Origin of the sequence: Robertmurraya siralis (assembly GCF_005502275.1) — a bacterium.
GTDB classification, from domain to species: Bacteria; Bacillota; Bacilli; order Bacillales; family Cytobacillaceae; genus Robertmurraya; species Robertmurraya siralis.
In genome coordinates this window covers 19,655-38,108 of the sequence record NZ_SWLZ01000029.1, presented here as the reverse complement: position 1 = coordinate 38,108, position 18,454 = coordinate 19,655, and the positions used below count along the sequence as shown (strand labels likewise).

The window sequence follows — 18,454 nt, the reverse complement described above, 5'->3', positions numbered from 1 at the left end:
GTGAAGCTTAAGAAAGCTATTTTCGCTAATGCAATATGGAGGAAGGTTATTTTCGCTAACGCAATATTAAGGAAAGTTCTTTTTGCTACGCAAAAAAACTTTATTGTAGAAAATTAGAAAAAAATGTGGAATAAAATCTATTGACAACTATTTTTAAACACTGTTATAATTTATATTTTTATTTGACTATTTTATGTCAGTGTGTTATACTTTACACAGTGAGGTGGACCGAATGGCAAAAACGTTGATTGATATTAAGAAAGCCCTTGACTCAAACTTAGGGAAGAGATTGTTATTAAAGGCCAACGGTGGACGTAGGAAAACGATTGAACGTTCTGGTATTTTGGCTGAGACTTATCCATCCGTATTTGTGATTGAATTAGATCAGGATGAAAATGCATTTGAGCGTGTATCGTACAGCTATGCAGATGTACTTACAGAAACGGTTCAGATTACTTTCTATGAAGATACAACAGGACAGGTAGCGTTAAGCTAAAAAAGCCTATATTATTTATGCGAGCAGTGAACAATTGATGTTTACTGCTTTTTATTTGGTTTTTCTTAGAGCTATCTCAATATTATATGTTTTTGAATGTGTTTCGTACCAAATCGATGTTTACTTGATCTGAAGACAACGTTCATTTAGGATAAATTAGGCTCTCATGAAAATGAAACTCCTTATTCATAATAAGAATACGTAGTGGAGAAAGGAGTTGTTCATTTTGGGCAGAAGACGTGGAATGATGTCGGAGCAGTTTAAAGAAGAACTGGCAAAAGAGCTTGGCTTTTATGATGTTGTCCAAAAGGAAGGCTGGGGCGGAATTCGTGCAAAAGATGCTGGAAATATGGTAAAAAGAGCGATAGAAATTGCTGAACAGCAATTAGCGAAAAAGCAGTAGCAAAAACGAGTTTACAACCAAATGGATTCACTACGTAAAGTCGGGGCTTTTTTGCCTCGGCTTGATTTATGGCTCTAATTTCAAGTACGTTTTTTAAAATGTCAAGATGAGCGGGTCTTATATGTATCGTTTTGTGGTAAAATAGGACAAAAAATGGAGAATCTTACTGCTTATGCGGATGCATTAGTATCAGATTGAATTTACTCAAGTAGGTGGAAGTGTTGAAGGTCTTAATAAAGGCACCAGCGAAAATAAATTTATCATTAGATGTTTTACATAAACGGCCAGATGGCTATCATGAGGTTGAAATGATTATGACAACAATCGATTTAGCAGATCGACTTGAGTTGACGCTGCTGTCAGAGGATGAAATCAAAATTGTCTCACAAAATCGTTTTGTACCAGATGATCAGCGTAATTTGGCTTACCAAGCGGCAAAGCTTTTAAAAGAAAAGTTTCATGTTAAGAAAGGCGTAAAAATTAATATAGAAAAGACGATTCCTGTTGCGGCTGGCCTTGCTGGAGGAAGCAGTGATGCAGCGGCCACCTTAAGAGGCTTGAATAAGCTATGGCAGTTGGACTTGTCTTTGGACGAGCTTGCAGAGCTCGGTGCGCAAATTGGTTCGGATGTATCGTTTTGTGTGTATGGCGGTACAGCTTTAGCGACGGGAAGAGGAGAAAAGATTAAGGAACTGCCATCACCTCCAAGCTGCTGGGTTGTTTTGGCAAAACCGCTAATAGGGGTTTCCACTGCTGATGTCTATGGCCGCCTTCAATTAAAAGACGTTGTCCATCCAAATACCGATGGTATGATTGAAGCCATTAAAAATCAGGATTTTGCCGGTGTCTGTAGAAATGTCGGAAATGTACTGGAAGGTGTCACATTGAATTTATATCCTGAGGTTGCACAGATTAAGGAGCAAATGCACCGATTTGGTGCCGATGCAGTATTGATGAGTGGAAGTGGTCCAACAGTTTTTGCGCTTGTGCAGCATGATTCAAGAATGCATCGATTATATAACGGATTGCGAGGGTTTTGTGATCAGGTTTTTGCAGTGAGATTACTAGGTGAAAGGAATCCCCTTGATTAAATCCGTATATTAATGGTATATTTACGTTAAAATATTCGGATAAAAGGAGGTTCTATCTGGTGAAATTCCGAAGAAGTGAACGTTTAATTGATATGACCCATTATTTGCTGGACCATCCAAGAGAGCTTGTCTCCCTGTCTTTCTTCTCAGAAAGGTATGGTTCCGCTAAATCTTCCATTAGTGAAGATTTAGCGATCATTAAAGAAGCCTTTGAACATAGAGGAATTGGAACACTTCAAACGGTGCCGGGAGCAGCGGGCGGGGTGAAATATTTTGTGAAAGTATCAGAATTGGAAGCGAAGCCATTTATTGATGAATTATGTCATTTAATTGCAAATCCAGATCGTCTATTGCCAGGGGGCTATTTATATATGATGGATTTGCTAGGAGATCCATCCATCGTTCAGCGAGCCGGACGGTTATTAGCATCTGCATACATAGATACGAAAATTGATGTTGTGATGACAGTTGCAACAAAGGGAATTCCGTTAGCTTATGCGGTGGCAAGCCAGTTAAATGTCCCTGTTGTTATTGTAAGAAGAGACAGTAAAGTGACGGAAGGTTCGACCGTAAGTATTAATTATGTTTCAGGTTCTTCCAAACGGATTCAAACGATGCTGCTGTCGAAGCGCAGTTTAGAAGAAGGCTCTAACGTCTTAATTGTCGATGACTTCATGAAAGCGGGCGGAACCGTTAACGGCATGATTAGCTTATTGGAAGAATTTAATGCAGCTGTAGCTGGTATTGCTGTTTTAGTAGAAGCAGAGAAAACAGAAGAACGATTAATCGATGACTATCTTTCTTTAGTGAAGCTTTCAGATGTAGATGTGAAGGAAAAAAAGATTACAGTAAGTGAAGGTAATTATTTTCAAAAAGTAGAAGTTTGATATTTGGAGGGTGAGTTTATGAAAATCGTACAAACTAATGAGGCGCCAGCAGCGATTGGACCATATTCGCAAGGGATTGTTGTTAATAACCTTTTTTATAGCTCTGGACAAATTCCGTTGACAGCGTCTGGGGACATGGTTCAAGGTGATGTGAAGGATCAAACCCATCAAGTATTTAAAAACCTTCAGGCTGTTTTAAAAGAGGCGGGAGCATCGTTAGAAACAGTTGTGAAAGCGACGGTTTTTATTAAAAATATGGATGATTTCGCAAGTATTAATGAGGTGTATGGACAGTATTTTTCAAATCATAAGCCAGCGCGTTCCTGTGTAGAAGTAGCGAGACTGCCGAAGGATGCTTTAGTAGAGATTGAGGTTATTGCCTTGGTAAAATAATGATTGAGAGGGCCTTTATGGTGTTCATAAGGGTTCTTATTTCCATCGTTTTTGTAAATGTTCAACCGAGCAAATAGGGGCGGGTTAACAAGTTCAATATTGTCTGATTCAATTGGAAGCGGATTCAATGGATCGACTCAATTTTGAAAAAATTTTCCGTTAAAAAGAAGGATAATTGGAAGTTATGTTGAATTAGTTAACTAGATTTTTATCTATTTGCAAAGGTGGTGAACAAAATGGAAGTGACAGACGTTAGACTACGCCGTGTAAATACTGATGGACGTATGAGAGCAATTGCTTCGATTACATTAGATAATGAGTTTGTCGTTCATGATATTCGTGTGATTGATGGAAATAATGGTTTGTTTGTAGCGATGCCAAGCAAACGCACTCCAGATGGAGAATTTCGAGATATTGCACATCCAATCAATTCAGGAACACGCGGTAAAATCCAAGAGGCTGTTTTGGCTGAATACCACCGTTTAGGTGAATTAGAAGTTGAATTTGAAGAAGCCGGAGCTTCGTAGGATATAGCAACAAGGGCCTACTTCATAAGTAGCGCCTTTTTTTATCGTTTAGGAACTGAGCGCCGTTCTTTAAATGAATGTGCTTTGTTTAGCATAAGCGGTCTAACTAGCTTCCCCCGCTTTCGGTGTTGCTACCGTTTCTTTTAACGAAAAACAGGTTATTTATCGTCTGGACGGCGATGAAGACAAAGGAAATTCTTATATGGTTGCGAAGGCTTGTCCTGACTTGTAAGACTAATTTGCCACTGATACTCCCTCTAACTATTTCCCCTTTTTTTAGAAGATTAAACCTCTTTTTGTTAAACAATTTTTTTAATCCTACCATTTTTGGCTTATTTTAGCTCTGACTCGATGAAACGGCAGGGGAAAATTTATTTCCCCCTTGTTTATCGAGTCAAAGGATCTTTCAGCTATGCTGAAAGCCGTAAGAAGCTGTTGTTTCTCACGAGATGAGCAAAAAAACAACATAGGCTGTTAAAAAAATTGCATAAATTCCCGCACTTCTTTTTTAGTAAAGCCTTAAAGCGTCCTTGATAATCCTATATGTCAAAAATTTGTACTTTATGGTGCGTCCTTGAAATAGTTATGTATTTAGGATATATTCTTAATGGATTATTTTTAATTTTTCGTAGTGAAATCCTTATAAATGTAAGGATCAGGAAAAATTAACACTCGGGTTTAGTGAACAAGGTATTTATATAGAACACAGGTGTTTGTGCTTGCAATCATCTTCTTCCGTGTTGAAGTGGAGTGTCCTAGAAATATGAAAAAATGGAGGACTGTCGATGTCTAAACGTTATGCGGTCATCCTAGCCGCGGGTCAAGGGACAAGGATGAGGTCAAAGTTATACAAGGTTTTACACCCTGTTTGTGGAAAACCGATGGTGCAACATGTCGTCGATCAAGTAGCGAAGCTAGATATTGACCATATCGTTACAATCATAGGGCATGGTGCAGATTTAGTGAAATCCCAACTTGGCGAACAGTGCAGCTATGCATTGCAGGAGGAACAGCTTGGTACCGCCCATGCGGTAATGCAGGCGCAAGAATTATTGGCAAATAAGGAAGGCGTTACGCTCGTTGTATGCGGTGATACCCCTTTAATTAAAGCAGAAACAATGGAGGCTCTGTTTAAACAGCATGAAGAACAAAAAGCAAAAGCTACCGTATTAACGGCCAATGCTACGGACCCAACTGGATATGGACGACTTATCCGCAATGAACAAGGGCTAGTGGAAAAAATTGTCGAGCATAAGGATGCTTCAGAATCGGAGCGAGAAGTAAAGGAAATTAATACTGGTACATATTGCTTTGATAACCAAGCATTGTTTGCAGCTTTGAAAAATGTTTCGAATGAAAATGTGCAGGGTGAATACTATTTGCCAGATGTGATTGAAATTTTGAAAAATGCTGGAGAGGTCGTGACTGCATACCAAACGGAGGATTTTGAAGAGACGTTGGGGGTTAATGACCGAGTTGCTTTATCACAAGCAGAGACGATTATGAAAAAGAGAATTAATGAAGCGCATATGCGAAATGGCGTGAGCATTATCGACCCGAATAATACATACATCGGTGCGGATGTTGAAATCGGAGCTGATACTATTATTCGACCGGGAACTGTTCTTTCAGGGAAGACGAGCATTGCGTCTGACTGCATGATTGGACCAAATAGCGAGATTTCAGATTGTCAGGTTGGAGAAGGTACGGTGATTCGTCAATCTGTCGCCCATGACAGTTTAATTGGCAACCATGTCAATATAGGTCCATTTGCCCATATTCGCCCGCAATCTACTATTCATGATGAAGTAAAAATCGGCAATTTTGTAGAAATTAAAAAGACCGTTTTCGGAAAAGGAAGCAAGGCGTCCCATTTGAGTTATATTGGGGATGCTGAAGTTGGTCAGGATGTGAATATTGGTTGCGGATCAATTACGGTTAATTATGATGGCAGAAATAAGTTTTTAACAAAAATTGAAGACGGAGCCTTTATTGGCTGTAATTCCAACTTGGTTGCTCCTGTTACAGTCGGAGCGGGGGCGTATGTTGCAGCTGGTTCAACGGTGACGCAGGATGTACCTGCAAAGGCATTGGCGATTGCCAGAACACGACAAGTGAACAAGGAAGGCTATGTGGACAAATTAAATAAATTTAAATAGGTACCAAAAGAAGCTGATTGAAGTAATACAGTAAGCCAAAAAAGAAAAGCAATTGGAGGTTCATCATGCCAAATCAATATTTAGACCCGAATTTAAAGGTATTTACGTTAAATTCAAACCCAGAGCTTGCAAGGGATATTGCGAAAGTCATCGGTGTAGAATTAGGAAAGTGTTCTGTTCAACGTTTTAGCGATGGCGAAATTCAAATTAACATTGAAGAAAGCATTCGTGGTTGTGATGTGTTTGTGATCCAATCAACAAGCTCTCCAGTAAACGAGCATTTAATGGAGTTGCTTATTATGATCGATGCTTTAAAAAGAGCGTCAGCAAAAACCATTAACATTGTTATGCCTTATTATGGTTACGCTAGGCAAGATCGTAAAGCTCGTGCCCGTGAACCAATTACAGCGAAATTAACAGCTAATCTACTTGAAACAGCTGGAGCAACTCGCGTAATTACGCTAGATTTACATGCTCCACAAATTCAAGGTTTCTTTGATATTCCGACGGATCATTTAATGGGAGTACCAATTTTAGCTGATTATTTCGATAGCAAGGACCTTGGAGGGGACATTGTTATTGTATCGCCTGATCACGGCGGTGTTACTCGTGCTCGTAAAATGTCAGACCGCTTAAAAGCTCCAATTGCGATTATTGATAAACGTCGACCTAAGCCAAATGTGGCAGAGGTAATGAATATTGTCGGAAATATCGAAGGCAAGGTCGCAATCTTAATTGATGATATTATTGATACGGCTGGAACAATTACTTTGGCTGCAAATGCATTAGTAGAGAACGGGGCGCTCGCTGTATACGCATGCTGTACCCACCCAGTCTTATCTGGACCAGCGATTGACCGAATCGAAAATTCGAAAATCAAAGAATTAGTGGTGACGAACTCCATTGCCTTGCCAGAAGAAAAATTGACAGGTAAAATTAAACAATTATCAGTGGCTGCTTTAATCGGGGAAGCGATTATTCGCGTTCACGAAGATCAATCAGTTAGTACTTTATTTGATTAATAAATGTTTGAGGCTTGCGAAAAAGCAAGCCTTTCCGTCTACATGTAAATAATCAGGCTGTCGACAAATGGCTTCTTTTTTCTTTCACAAAGAAATTAAGCTTCGATATGAGAGTAGCATATAAAGAAAAAACTGCTTTTGAGTCATCCCCCTTTTACTTTATGAAAAAATTTCTACGCAGCATCATTCATTCCATAATGATGTTTATTCCTGACTTATTATGGGCATTTTTTATAGAAGAGAGTAAACTTCGTAAACCGAGGTTTTTAGAAGATTCTCTAGAAATGGATCTAACAATAAGGAAGGGGATTATTGAAATGAATACAGTGCTGCGGGCCGTTGAAAGAACGGAGTTTAGGAATTCTGCTTTAACGAAATTAAGAAATGAAGGAAACATTCCAGCCGTTGTTTATGGAAACAAATTAGAGTCGAAACCCATATACATAAATGGGGCGGATTTTATAAAGACGATGCGTGAGGTTGGAAGAAATGGAGTTTTTCCATTAGACTTAAATGGACAAAAAATAAATGTTATTTTAAGTGACTATCAGGCGGATGCGATTAAGAATGAAATTGTTCATGCTGATTTGCGGGCTGTAGATATGAATAAAGAAATTCAAGCGGATGTGAGAATTGCTCTAGTAGGTGAAGCGGCAGGAGTCAAGGATGGGGGCGTTTTGCAGCAATCGTTGCATGAGGTTTCTGTAACGGCGACACCGTCAAATATTCCACAAGTCATTGAGGTAGATATTTCAAGTCTTGAAGTTGGCGAAACCATTACAGTAGCTGATTTGAATGCTGAAAATTTTGAAATTGATCACGATTCGGAGCAAACCGTTGCCTCCATTCTTCCGCCAAAAGTGGAAGAAGAGATAAACTCTGGAGAAGAACAAGAGGATGGCGTTCCTGCTCAGGAAGAGGGAAGAGAAACAGAAGCTGAATCAGCGGGAGAGTAAGGAAGAAGAATGAAGGGACTGGCCAAAAAAGGCCAGCCCCTTAACGTGCATTGATTGCTTAGAATAAGCTTGTGAGGGTGAAGAATGATGAAGCTAATTGTGGGATTGGGGAATCCAGGAAAGCAATATGAAAAGACAAGGCATAATATCGGTTTTGAAGTCATTGACGAGCTGGCGAAGAGGTTGCAAATTCCCCTTGCTCAATCAAAGCACAAAGGACTTTACGGGATTGGAAATGTGCGCGGAGAAAAAGTGGTTTTATTAAAACCATTAACATATATGAACTTATCTGGCGAATCAGTCAGACCCTTGATGGATTATTATCAAATTGAGGTTGAAGATTTAATCGTCATTTATGATGATCTCGATCTTCCGGTGGGCAGAATACGCTTGAGACAGAAGGGCAGTGCTGGAGGACATAATGGCATAAAATCTATTATTGCTCATTTAGGCACACAGGAATTTAATAGAATACGAGTAGGGATTAATCGGCCAACAAACGGGCAGCCTATTACAGATTATGTGTTAGGGCGTTTTACAAAAGAGGAGCAAGAGCAGCTTGAAGTCGTTATTCAAAAATGTTCAGAGGCCTGCGAAGCTACCTTGGAAAAACCCTTTCTTCAAGTGATGAATGACTTTAATCAATAATTAATTAGAGTTTGGTAAAATAATCTGATATAAGTCCTGAATAAGTACCTTTTAAATCGTTCATAATAAAATATAGAATGGTTTAAAAGGGAGGGCTATACGTGGCTCTTAAATATTATTGTCGTCATTGTGGAGTCCAGATGGGCAAGATTGATGATATGTCAGTTGATATGGAGAGACTAGGACTCCATAAGCTAACCAATGAGGAAAGAATGGAAATGGTCTCTTATGATTTAACGGGAGATGTGCATATTAAATCAATATGTGAAGATTGCCATGAATCGTTGGAACGAAACCCGGCTTTTTATCAAAATGATTATCTCATTCATTAATACAAGCTTTGGACTTTTTATCCAAAGCATTTTTCTGTTTTGATTTTTGCAATTATTTTTTATTTTTGGCTTTGTTAAACAGAACGGTTGATAAAACTTGTTTGAGCAAAATAGTTTCACAGCTCCTATTTTTTACAAGGAATAGGAATTTTACTATAAAGATATTTTCCAGTAGACATGGGAGGAGGAGCCTTGTGTTAGGTCTTAAACAGCTTTTTACAGGACAGGATGATATTCGCTCGGTTATTGCAGGCGTTCAAGAAGGGCTTAAGGAACAATTGGTTGCGGGTCTATCAGGCTCTGCAAGAACGGTATTTTTAGCATCCGTTTATAATGAAACGAAGAAGCCTTTATTGATTGTGACTTACAATCTATTACAGGCTCAAAAGCTATATGATGATCTTACTCAGCTCGTTGATGAAGATGAGGTGTTTTTATATCCGGCCAATGAATTAATTGCGGCGGAAATGAGTGTCGCCAGTCCGGAATTAAGAGCCCAGCGCATAGATGTATTAAATTATTGGAGTCAGTATGATGAGGGAATCATTATTGTCCCGATTTCAGGTCTACGAAAGATTGTTCCTTCTAAGTCATTGTGGAAGGAACAACAAATTACTTTGAAGGTCGGAGAAGATATTGATATTGAGGCTCAGTTATTACAATTTGTTGAAATGGGATATGTTCGTTCAGAGATGGTATCATCCCCAGGGGAATTTAGCATCCGGGGTGGAATTATTGACATCTATCCATTAACCGAGGCAGATCCGATTCGCCTTGAATTGTTTGACACTGAGATTGAATCAATTCGATATTTTTCCCTTGAGGACCAGAGGTCTCGCGATAAATTAGGGGAGATACTCATTGGACCGGCGACGGAAACCCCGTTTCAAAAAGAGCATTATGAGCAGGTTGCGAATAAGCTTGAAGCAGGTTTAGGTAAAAGCTTAAAAAAGATAAAGGATGAAAAAGCGAAAATTGCTCTTACACAAAATGTAAATCATGAAATTGAGCAATTGAGAAACCGGCAAAAACCGGAGCAGCTCTTTAAGTATCTTTCGTTGGCCTATGACCAGTCTAATAGTCTATTGGACTATTTACCGCAAAATGCTCTAATCTTTGTCGATGAAATTAGTAGAGTTCAGGAAATGAATGATTCCCTGGATAAAGAAGAGGCAGAATGGTATTTCAGTCTTCTTAGTGAAGGAAAGATTATTCATGATTTGATGATCAGTCATCAAATTCAATCAAGGATGCAAAAGGTAAAGCATCCGCTCATTTATATGTCTTTGTTTTTAAGGCATGTTCCAAATACAAATCCACAAAATATTATCAATATATCCTGTAAGCAAATGCAAAATTTCCATGGACAAATGCATGTTCTGAAAAGTGAAATTGAAAGGCTGAAAAAAGGAAATTATGCGGTAGTATTTCTCGGTGCGGATGAAAAGCGGGTAGATAAGCTGGAGCGCGTACTGGAGGACTATGAAATTGACGCAGTTGTAGTTCGTGAAAGCCAATTATTGGCAGCTGAAAAAGTACAAATAATGGAGGGCGATCTGCAAACAGGATTTGAACTCCCTATTCAAAAGATAGCGGTCATAACAGAAGAGGAGCTTTTTAATCGTAAGCCGAAAAAAACGCGCCGACGCCAACAGAAGCTATCTAACGCTGAGCGGATTAAGAGCTATTCGGAGCTTAAAATTGGAGATTATGTTGTTCATGTGAACCATGGGATTGGTAAATATTTAGGAATTGAAACGTTAGAAATAAATGGAATTCATAAAGACTATCTTCATATCCGTTATCAAGGTAGTGATAAGCTTTATGTTCCAGTTGAACAAATTGACTTGGTTCAAAAATATGTTGCTTCGGAAGGCAAGGAACCGAAAGTTTATAAGTTAGGCGGGAATGATTGGAAAAAGGTTAAGAGCAAGGTTCAATCGTCTGTTCAAGACATAGCGGATGACTTAATAAAGCTTTATGCCGAGAGAGAGGCTTCCAAAGGGTATGCCTTTTCACCAGACGGTGATATGCAAAGGGAGTTTGAAGCATCTTTCCCTTATCAAGAAACAGAGGATCAGCTTCGCTCCATTCAGGAAATTAAAAAGGACATGGAAAAGGAACGTCCAATGGATCGATTGCTATGCGGCGATGTCGGTTATGGAAAAACAGAGGTGGCGATCCGTGCGGCATTTAAAGCGATTGCAGATGGAAAGCAAGTAGCCATTCTTGTCCCTACTACAATTCTGGCACAACAGCATTACGAAACGATGCGTGAGAGATTTCAGGATTATCCGATTGAGATAGGTTTATTAAGTCGCTTTAGAACAAAGAAGCAACAAACAGAAACCATTAATGGATTAAAAAATGGAACAATTGACGTTGTTGTTGGAACCCATCGTCTCCTTTCAAAAGGGATTACGTATCGGGATTTGGGCCTGCTTATTATTGACGAGGAGCAGCGTTTTGGCGTGTCGCATAAAGAGAAAATCAAGCAGTTAAAAACAAATGTCGATGTTCTCACCTTAACGGCAACACCAATACCAAGAACCTTGCATATGTCGATGCTTGGGGTGCGTGATCTATCCGTTATTGAGACTCCTCCAGAAAATCGTTTCCCCGTGCAGACGTATGTGATGGAGTATAACGGGGGGCTAGTCAGAGAAGCAATTGAACGAGAGTTAGCTCGGAATGGTCAAGTATACTTCCTTTACAACCGTGTTGAGGATATTGAGCGCAAGGCGGAGGAAATATCAATGCTTGTGCCAGATGCTCGGGTAACGTATGCTCACGGTCAAATGACAGAAAACGAGCTGGAATCCGTCATGCTTGGGTTTTTGGCAGGGGAATTTGATGTTCTTGTCAGCACGACGATTATTGAGACAGGGGTCGACATTCCGAATGTGAATACGCTCATTGTTTTTGATGCAGATCGAATGGGGTTATCTCAGCTTTATCAGCTCCGTGGGCGTGTCGGGCGTTCCAACCGTGTCGCCTATGCTTACTTTACGTATCGTAAGGATAAGGTGCTAACGGAGGTTGCTGAGAAAAGGCTTCAAGCAATTAAAGAATTTACGGAGTTAGGATCCGGCTTTAAAATTGCGATGCGCGATTTATCGATCAGAGGAGCTGGAAACATCTTAGGTGCCCAACAGCATGGATTTATTGACTCAGTAGGTTTCGATCTTTATTCTCAAATGCTGAAAGAGGCTATCGAGGAACGTAAAGGTGAATTTGAAAAGGTGGAGAGAGAGCAAAGCGTGGAAGTGGATTTAGAAATTGATGCCTATATCCCAGATACGTATATTGCTGATGGGCACCAAAAAATAGAGATGTATAAACGATTCCGTGGCGCAACAACGTTGGAAGAAGTTCAAGAACTGCAGGAAGAAATGATCGATCGGTTTGGAGAGTACCCAGAGGAAGTCTCTTATTTATTCCAAATTGCAGAGATTAAAGCGCATGCGATTATGGTGGGTGTGGAATCGATTAAACAAGTAAAGGATGAAGTCACGATTCTGTTATCTGAACAGGAAAGCGCTCGAATTAATGGGCAAAAAATCTTTGAAATTAGTAATCAATTCCGACGAATGGTTGGTTTGGGCATGGAAGGCAATCGATTGAAAATGGTTCTTCATATAAAAGGAGTCGAAGTTGCTCATTGGCTTCAGGCTGCTTTTACAATGGTCCAAGGTCTCCAGGAGGCAAAGCGAGATGAGGAAAAAACGGTCTCATAATATAGCGGCGATTTTTAATATGTATGAGGGCGAATTTATATAGTTGCGGGTATTAAACTGGAAAAATGGGCCTGTCCTTTCGTTTTATTTCAAGAAACCAAGGGTAAAGAGAACCATAGTGGAATATTTTCACTCTGATGGAAGAAATACTAAACAGGAGAAAAAATATTTGTTTGTGTATAGAACTTTCCAGATGAAAGATACTAAGTTCAAACATGGCAAAGATTTCACATCCGTTGAAGTCATGCTTGTACTACAAAATCATCAGATGAAAGTGAGGCAACATTGGATGAAAGCAACTGGTATTGTTCGTCGAATCGATGATTTGGGTCGTGTCGTGATCCCGAAAGAAATTCGCAGAACACTTCGCATTCGTGAAGGGGACCCACTAGAAATATTCGTTGACCGCGATGGAGAAGTCATTTTAAAAAAATATTCTCCTATTAGTGAACTAAGCGACTTTGCTAAAGAATATGCAGAAGCACTGTTTGATAGTTTAGGAAATCCCGTTTTAATCTGTGACAGAGATGCTTATATTGCGGTAGCAGGGAGTTCAAAGAAGGATTATTTAAATAAGAATATCAGTGACCTTATGGGAAAAACAATGGAAGAACGAAGCTCTGTTTTAAAAACAAGTCAAGGGGAAGTTTCGCTTGTTGATGGAAATGAAGAAACGGTGACATCTTATACAGTTGGTCCGATCATCGCGAATGGAGATCCAATAGGGGCAGTTGTCATCTTCTCAAAAGAAAAAACATTAGGTGAGGTTGAACAAAAAGCAGTAGAAACGGCGGCAGGATTCCTTGCACGCCAAATGGAGTCGTAATTTTGAGGTAGCTGTAGTTCAAAGATTTATCATGATTTATTCGGATTAGTTGCACGAATGGTTTTCGCAAAATCTACACTCAGCAAAGGGTGCGTGACAGGCACGAAATAAGTCAAATCATGCAACATAGCCAATTTTGAAAAAGGTAGCGTGTTATAATGCTACCTTTTTTTGTGGTTAAGGAAAGCAAAGTCGTTTGTTTATGGGAACTCTTTTCATTATTGTCGAATTTAATATTTAGTTCTAGAATCCTTTGATGTTATCCTAAAACAGGAATTCCATATGCACCCTCTCTACTTTTGCTCATCATGTTTCGAGTCTATGCTATAATACAGTCAATTCATTCTCTTTTATAAGTGTGTCGGAAGGAGTTGTGCTTGTGCAGCCCGCACAACAATCAAGGCTTTTAGTGAGAGGAGCATTCGTCTTAGCGATTGCTGCTTTATTAACGAAAATATTGAGTGCAGTATATCGAGTCCCTTTTCAAAATATCGTCGGGGATACAGGTTTTTACATATATCAGCAGGTTTACCCAATTTATGGGGTAGCCCTTGTGCTAGCAACAACAGGTTTTCCAGTTATTTTATCTAAGCTGTACACGGAGCAAAAAAGTCAGTTGGAAAAGCAACGTTTAATGGTCGTATCAACTATTTTCTTTTTTGTTATCGGTGCTGCTATGTTTCTTTTCCTTTATTATGGGGCAGAAACAATTGCTCGTTTTATGGATGATCCACAGCTTGCTCTTTTGATTCGGGTCATATCTGTTGTCTTTTTAATTATGCCAATCGCAGCGATGCTAAGAGGTTATTATCAGGGAGAGGGAAATATGGTTCCGACTGCTTACTCGCAGGTCGGGGAGCAGTTTGTTCGCGTCGCAACTATTTTAATTACCGCCGTGATGTTCATGAGAGCTGGATCTAGTCTTTATGAAGTTGGGGCTGGGGCGGTATTTGGCTCGGTTACGGGGGGAATCGTTGGAGTTGTTATTTTACTTGCTTTCATATGGATAAAAAAAGATTTTGACGTGTTTCGATTGAAGGAGTCGGGTCGTTTATTCAAATATAAGGAAGTTTTGGCACTCTTAAAAGTTTTAGTGATACAAGGCTTTGCCATCTGTATCAGCAGTATGCTTTTACTGTTAATGCAATTAGCTGATTCTTTGAACTTGTATTCGCTACTCATATCGACTGGCATAAATGGAGAAGATGCTAAAGGAATAAAGGGCATTTATGACAGGGGACAGCCGCTCATTCAGCTTGGGACGGTAGTGGCAACGTCGATGTCCCTTTCGCTAGTCCCCTTAATAGCAAGCGAGCGCATGAGAAATAGTGTGGAGACGCTTAAGCAGCATATCCAATTAGCGATTCGCGTCAGCTTTGTTGTTGGGCTGGGTGCCACTGTTGGTTTAATGGCGATTATGGAGCCAACCAATACTATGCTGTTTGAAAACAGTGAGGGCTCTGGAGTTCTATCAATCATTACAATCACGATATTGCTTAGCTCCATTATTATGACGCTCATTGCTATTTTTCAAGGCTTGGGAGAAACGGTTTTTCCAGCGATTGCTGTTCTCGTTGGCTTTGTTTGTAAATATTCCTTTAATCTTATGCTAATTCCAACCTATGGTACAACGGGCGCAGCGTGGGCTTCTAATCTGAGCCTTGCCGCAGTGTTGCTCATTCTCTTTTTTCGGATGAGAAGGAAAAGAAAAGGAAGGATGAATTTCTTACCATTAACAGCGAGAGCACTGACCGCAGCAGCAGTGATGTATATCGTCTTACATGGCTTTTTGTCGATTACAGATTTTATGTATGCCTTTGGTCATCCACGCTTAATTGCCACAATGCAATCGTTAGCTGCAGTGGTTTTAGGGGCCTTTACTTATTTATTGGTGATTATCAGGACAAAGGTGTTTTCAATAGAAGAATTAGTATTACTTCCTTTTGGAAGTAAAATCATGCATTTATTCCCACCAAAAAGAAATAGGAGATGAAGAGCGCTTTGAATAAAATCGTGATTATTGGGCTGGGCGCCGGTACCCTAGAGCAATTACCATTAGGGATTTATCGGTTCCTAACTAAAGCTGAAAACGTGTTTTTACGGACAAGAGAGCATCCAGTTGTCAAAGAACTGGAGACGGAAGGTTATATCTTTCCATCCTTTGACGATACATACGAAAAGCATAATTCCTTTGAAGCGGTGTATGAAGAGATTTGTGATCGGTTGTTTCAGCTTGCAGAACAGCAGTCTATTGTTTATGCTGTTCCAGGTCATCCTCTTGTTGCTGAGCGCACGGTGCAATTGCTATTAGAAGGCTGCGAAGGACGCGGGATCGAAGTTGAAATAGGCGGTGGGCAAAGCTTTCTCGATCCGCTATTTCAGGCGGTAAAAGTAGATCCGATTGAAGGGTTTCAACTCCTTGATGCAACAAGCTTGCATAAGGATGAACTGGAACTACGGCAGCATATGATTATCGGGCAAATATATGATAGCTTTATGGCATCGGAAGTTAAGCTGACACTCATGGAGAAGCTTCCGGATGACTATGAAGTTTATATTGTGACTGCGGCAGGGGGCAAAGAGGAGCAGATAACGAAGATCCCCCTATATGAATTAGATCGAGAAGTGTCCCTCAATAATTTAACATCAGTTTATGTCCCGCCTGTTAAGAGTGAGGAAGTTCTATATAAGCAATTTTCAAAGCTGCGTCAAATTATTGCTGAATTGCGCGGTCCAAACGGTTGTCCTTGGGATAAAGAACAGACGCATCATTCTTTGAAAAAGTATTTGATTGAAGAAAGTTATGAATTAATTGAAGCGATAGATGAAGAGGACATCGATCATATGATTGAAGAATTAGGGGATGTGCTTCTTCAAGTGATGCTCCATGCACAAATTGGTGAAGATGACGGTTTTTTCTCGATCGATGATGTGATTGCAGCGATAAGTGAGAAAATGGTGAGACGCCATCCTCATGTGTTTGCTGATAGTCAAGCAGACACTGCTGAGGATGTGGTGAAGAATTGGCAAGAGATTAAAAAAGCGGAAAAAGGGAAAGAATCGGTCACATTGCATTTAGAAGAGATGGGAAAGCATTTGCCAAATACGTTAAGGGCTTATGAACTTCAAAAAAGGGCAGCTAAAGTTGGTTTTGACTGGGAGAATGTCGAAGATGCGTTTTTGAAAGTAAGAGAAGAACTTGAGGAATTCGAGGAAGAAATGAAGGGAAATTCTTCGGAGCGCTTGATGCAAGAGTTTGGTGACCTCCTTTTTGCTTTCATTAATGTGGCACGTTTCTATAAAATAAACCCTGAGGAAGCTTTGTTTCATACCAATCAAAAATTTATTCGTCGATTCACATATGTTGAAGAAAGGGCGAAAGAAAATGGCAAAGATTTTGCCGATTATACCTTAATGGAATTGGATGCGTTTTGGAATGAGGCCAAAAGCAAAGAGTTGTAAGATGGACGATAATGACATGAATAAATACAAATAGGAGAGTGAAGGGTATGCGCTTAGATAAATTTTTAAAGGTTTCCCGACTAATAAAGCGAAGAACGTTGGCGAAGGAAGTAAGTGATCAGGGACGAATTACCATTAATGGACAGGTAGCAAAGGCTAGTTCAACAGTGAAAGTCGGCGATGAGCTTGCCGTTCGTTTTGGACAAAAGCTTGTAACCGTTAAGATTGAGCGGCTTCAAGAAACCGTAAGGAAAGAAGATGCGGCTGCAATGTACTCTGTCGTAAAAGAGGAAAAAGTAGAAAGCTAAGATGCTCTTTATGCGAATTGGGAGTCTGCTCCCATTCGCTTAGTCTTTAAGCAAAAGGTTAAGTTATATGTCGGGTTGATTTTTGACTCATTTCGTTAGACCCCTTGGTTTCGCAGAAATTATTCAAAGATAGCTTTAGCAATAATTCTGTTTAAAAAAGTACAATGTCTCGTTCATAGGGAACGCTAAAGCTTGTTCTATTACTTGCTGTTCCTTCATACACTTGTACAAATGTGTATTTGTAAAAAGCGAGGGATGAGAAATGAGTCAATATCACGATATGAACACGACAAAGGGACCCGCAAAAGAGCATGATGTCATCATGAGAGGAAGAAAGCTCGTCGATATTACGGGTGTAAAGCAAGTGGAGAGTTTTGATAACGAGGAATTTTTGCTAGAGACTGTTATGGGCTTTTTAGCAATAAGAGGACAAAATTTACAAATGAAAAACCTTGATGTCGACAAAGGGATTGTTTCATTAAAAGGGAAGGTATATGATCTTGTCTATCTTGATGAACAGCATGGGGAGAAGGCTAAGGGCTTCTTTAGCAAGTTGTTCCGATGACACTGTCAACACAATTTTTAACGATGCTTGCCATGATTGGAATGGGGAGTTATTTTGGAGCTTCGTTGGATACGTACAACCGTTTTCTTCAACGTTCGAAGAGAAAAAGATGGATTGTTTTTTGTCATGATATCCTTTTCTGGTTTCTTCAAGGATTGTCGATTTTTTATGTGCTTTTTCTAGTAAATAAAGGAGAGCTGAGGTTTTATATCTTTCTAGCCCTTTTATGCGGCTTTGCTGCTTACCAAAGTTTATTAAAAGAAGGATATTTACGATTGCTAGAGATTGTCATTTCCATGGTAATCTCTATTTATCGGTTTTTTGTAAAAATGATTCGCATTTTAATTTTTCGTCCCATTTATTCTTTAGTAATGCTTTTATTTTCTTTAATGCTGATGGGAGGAAAAGGACTTTTAGCACTTGCGCAAGGGTGTGGAAAGGTACTATTATTCATTGTACAAGTATTATTGAAGCCATTTGAGTGGATTTTAAAGCTATTTTGGAATTTATTGCCGAAAAAGATTAAAAAATTGGTCGAGAAGTTATATAATTATTTTGCAGGAATTTTTCATAAAAGCAAGAATACCATTAACAAGCTAATTTTTAAATTGAAAAAAATAAAAAAATAACGGTCATGATAAA

General features: G+C 39.5%; 18 protein-coding genes. All 18 read left to right on the top strand.

What is annotated here, in order from left to right; translation table 11 throughout:
- Nucleotides 1–232 precede the first annotated feature (232 nt).
- Nucleotides 233–496: a biofilm formation stimulator Veg gene (veg, locus tag FCJ93_RS21965; protein WP_095314450.1), complete on the top strand. Its 264-nt coding sequence runs from the start codon at nucleotides 233–235 to the stop codon at nucleotides 494–496.
- 226 nt (nucleotides 497–722) lie between these two features.
- Nucleotides 723–899, top strand: a complete 177-nt coding sequence (locus FCJ93_RS21960; RefSeq protein WP_095314452.1) for a small, acid-soluble spore protein, alpha/beta type — start codon at nucleotides 723–725, stop codon at nucleotides 897–899.
- A 221-nt stretch (nucleotides 900–1,120) separates the two neighbouring features.
- A complete protein-coding gene (gene ispE, locus FCJ93_RS21955; protein ID WP_137744728.1) occupies nucleotides 1,121–1,990 on the top strand; it encodes a 4-(cytidine 5'-diphospho)-2-C-methyl-D-erythritol kinase in 870 nt (289 codons plus the stop codon).
- A gap of 59 nt (nucleotides 1,991–2,049) precedes the next feature.
- Nucleotides 2,050–2,877 carry a pur operon repressor gene (gene purR, locus FCJ93_RS21950; RefSeq protein ID WP_095314459.1) on the top strand — a complete coding sequence of 276 codons (828 nt, stop codon included), beginning with the start codon at nucleotides 2,050–2,052 and terminating at the stop codon, nucleotides 2,875–2,877.
- 18 nt (nucleotides 2,878–2,895) lie between these two features.
- Nucleotides 2,896–3,270, top strand: coding sequence for a 2-iminobutanoate/2-iminopropanoate deaminase (gene ridA, locus FCJ93_RS21945; protein ID WP_095314461.1), 375 nt, complete (start codon nucleotides 2,896–2,898; stop codon nucleotides 3,268–3,270).
- Nucleotides 3,271–3,506: 236 nt separating this feature from the next.
- Complete coding sequence (gene spoVG, locus FCJ93_RS21940; RefSeq protein ID WP_003347151.1) at nucleotides 3,507–3,797, top strand: septation regulator SpoVG; 291 nt, start codon at nucleotides 3,507–3,509, stop codon at nucleotides 3,795–3,797.
- A gap of 785 nt (nucleotides 3,798–4,582) precedes the next feature.
- Nucleotides 4,583–5,956 carry a bifunctional UDP-N-acetylglucosamine diphosphorylase/glucosamine-1-phosphate N-acetyltransferase GlmU gene (gene glmU, locus FCJ93_RS21935; protein WP_095314463.1) on the top strand — a complete coding sequence of 458 codons (1,374 nt, stop codon included), beginning with the start codon at nucleotides 4,583–4,585 and terminating at the stop codon, nucleotides 5,954–5,956.
- Nucleotides 5,957–6,021: 65 nt separating this feature from the next.
- Nucleotides 6,022–6,978, top strand: a complete 957-nt coding sequence (locus FCJ93_RS21930) for a ribose-phosphate diphosphokinase (RefSeq protein ID WP_095314465.1) — start codon at nucleotides 6,022–6,024, stop codon at nucleotides 6,976–6,978.
- Between the two features lie 317 nt (nucleotides 6,979–7,295).
- Nucleotides 7,296–7,934, top strand: coding sequence for a 50S ribosomal protein L25/general stress protein Ctc (locus tag FCJ93_RS21925; RefSeq protein ID WP_095314515.1), 639 nt, complete (start codon nucleotides 7,296–7,298; stop codon nucleotides 7,932–7,934).
- Nucleotides 7,935–8,021: 87 nt separating this feature from the next.
- Entirely contained in the window at nucleotides 8,022–8,582 is a 561-nt protein-coding gene (pth, locus tag FCJ93_RS21920) for an aminoacyl-tRNA hydrolase (protein ID WP_095314467.1), read from the top strand.
- Between the two features lie 101 nt (nucleotides 8,583–8,683).
- On the top strand, nucleotides 8,684–8,914 hold the full coding sequence (locus FCJ93_RS21915; RefSeq protein ID WP_137744727.1) for an anti-sigma-F factor Fin family protein: 231 nt from the start codon (nucleotides 8,684–8,686) through the stop codon (nucleotides 8,912–8,914).
- Nucleotides 8,915–9,108: 194 nt separating this feature from the next.
- Nucleotides 9,109–12,651, top strand: coding sequence for a transcription-repair coupling factor (gene mfd / locus FCJ93_RS21910; RefSeq protein ID WP_137744726.1), 3,543 nt, complete (start codon nucleotides 9,109–9,111; stop codon nucleotides 12,649–12,651).
- A gap of 289 nt (nucleotides 12,652–12,940) precedes the next feature.
- A complete protein-coding gene (spoVT, locus tag FCJ93_RS21905; protein WP_095314516.1) occupies nucleotides 12,941–13,477 on the top strand; it encodes a stage V sporulation protein T in 537 nt (178 codons plus the stop codon).
- A gap of 379 nt (nucleotides 13,478–13,856) precedes the next feature.
- Entirely contained in the window at nucleotides 13,857–15,470 is a 1,614-nt protein-coding gene (locus tag FCJ93_RS21900; RefSeq protein WP_137744725.1) for a putative polysaccharide biosynthesis protein, read from the top strand.
- An 8-nt stretch (nucleotides 15,471–15,478) separates the two neighbouring features.
- Nucleotides 15,479–16,939: a bifunctional methyltransferase/pyrophosphohydrolase YabN gene (gene yabN / locus FCJ93_RS21895; RefSeq protein ID WP_235879565.1), complete on the top strand. Its 1,461-nt coding sequence runs from the start codon at nucleotides 15,479–15,481 to the stop codon at nucleotides 16,937–16,939.
- Between the two features lie 47 nt (nucleotides 16,940–16,986).
- Nucleotides 16,987–17,247, top strand: coding sequence for an RNA-binding S4 domain-containing protein (locus FCJ93_RS21890; protein WP_095314477.1), 261 nt, complete (start codon nucleotides 16,987–16,989; stop codon nucleotides 17,245–17,247).
- A gap of 262 nt (nucleotides 17,248–17,509) precedes the next feature.
- Nucleotides 17,510–17,812 carry a sporulation protein YabP gene (gene yabP, locus FCJ93_RS21885; RefSeq protein WP_095314479.1) on the top strand — a complete coding sequence of 101 codons (303 nt, stop codon included), beginning with the start codon at nucleotides 17,510–17,512 and terminating at the stop codon, nucleotides 17,810–17,812.
- Entirely contained in the window at nucleotides 17,809–18,441 is a 633-nt protein-coding gene (gene yabQ, locus FCJ93_RS21880; RefSeq protein WP_095314481.1) for a spore cortex biosynthesis protein YabQ, read from the top strand. Before yabP ends, yabQ begins: the two co-directional genes overlap by 4 nt.
- The last annotated feature ends 13 nt before the right edge of the window (nucleotides 18,442–18,454 follow it).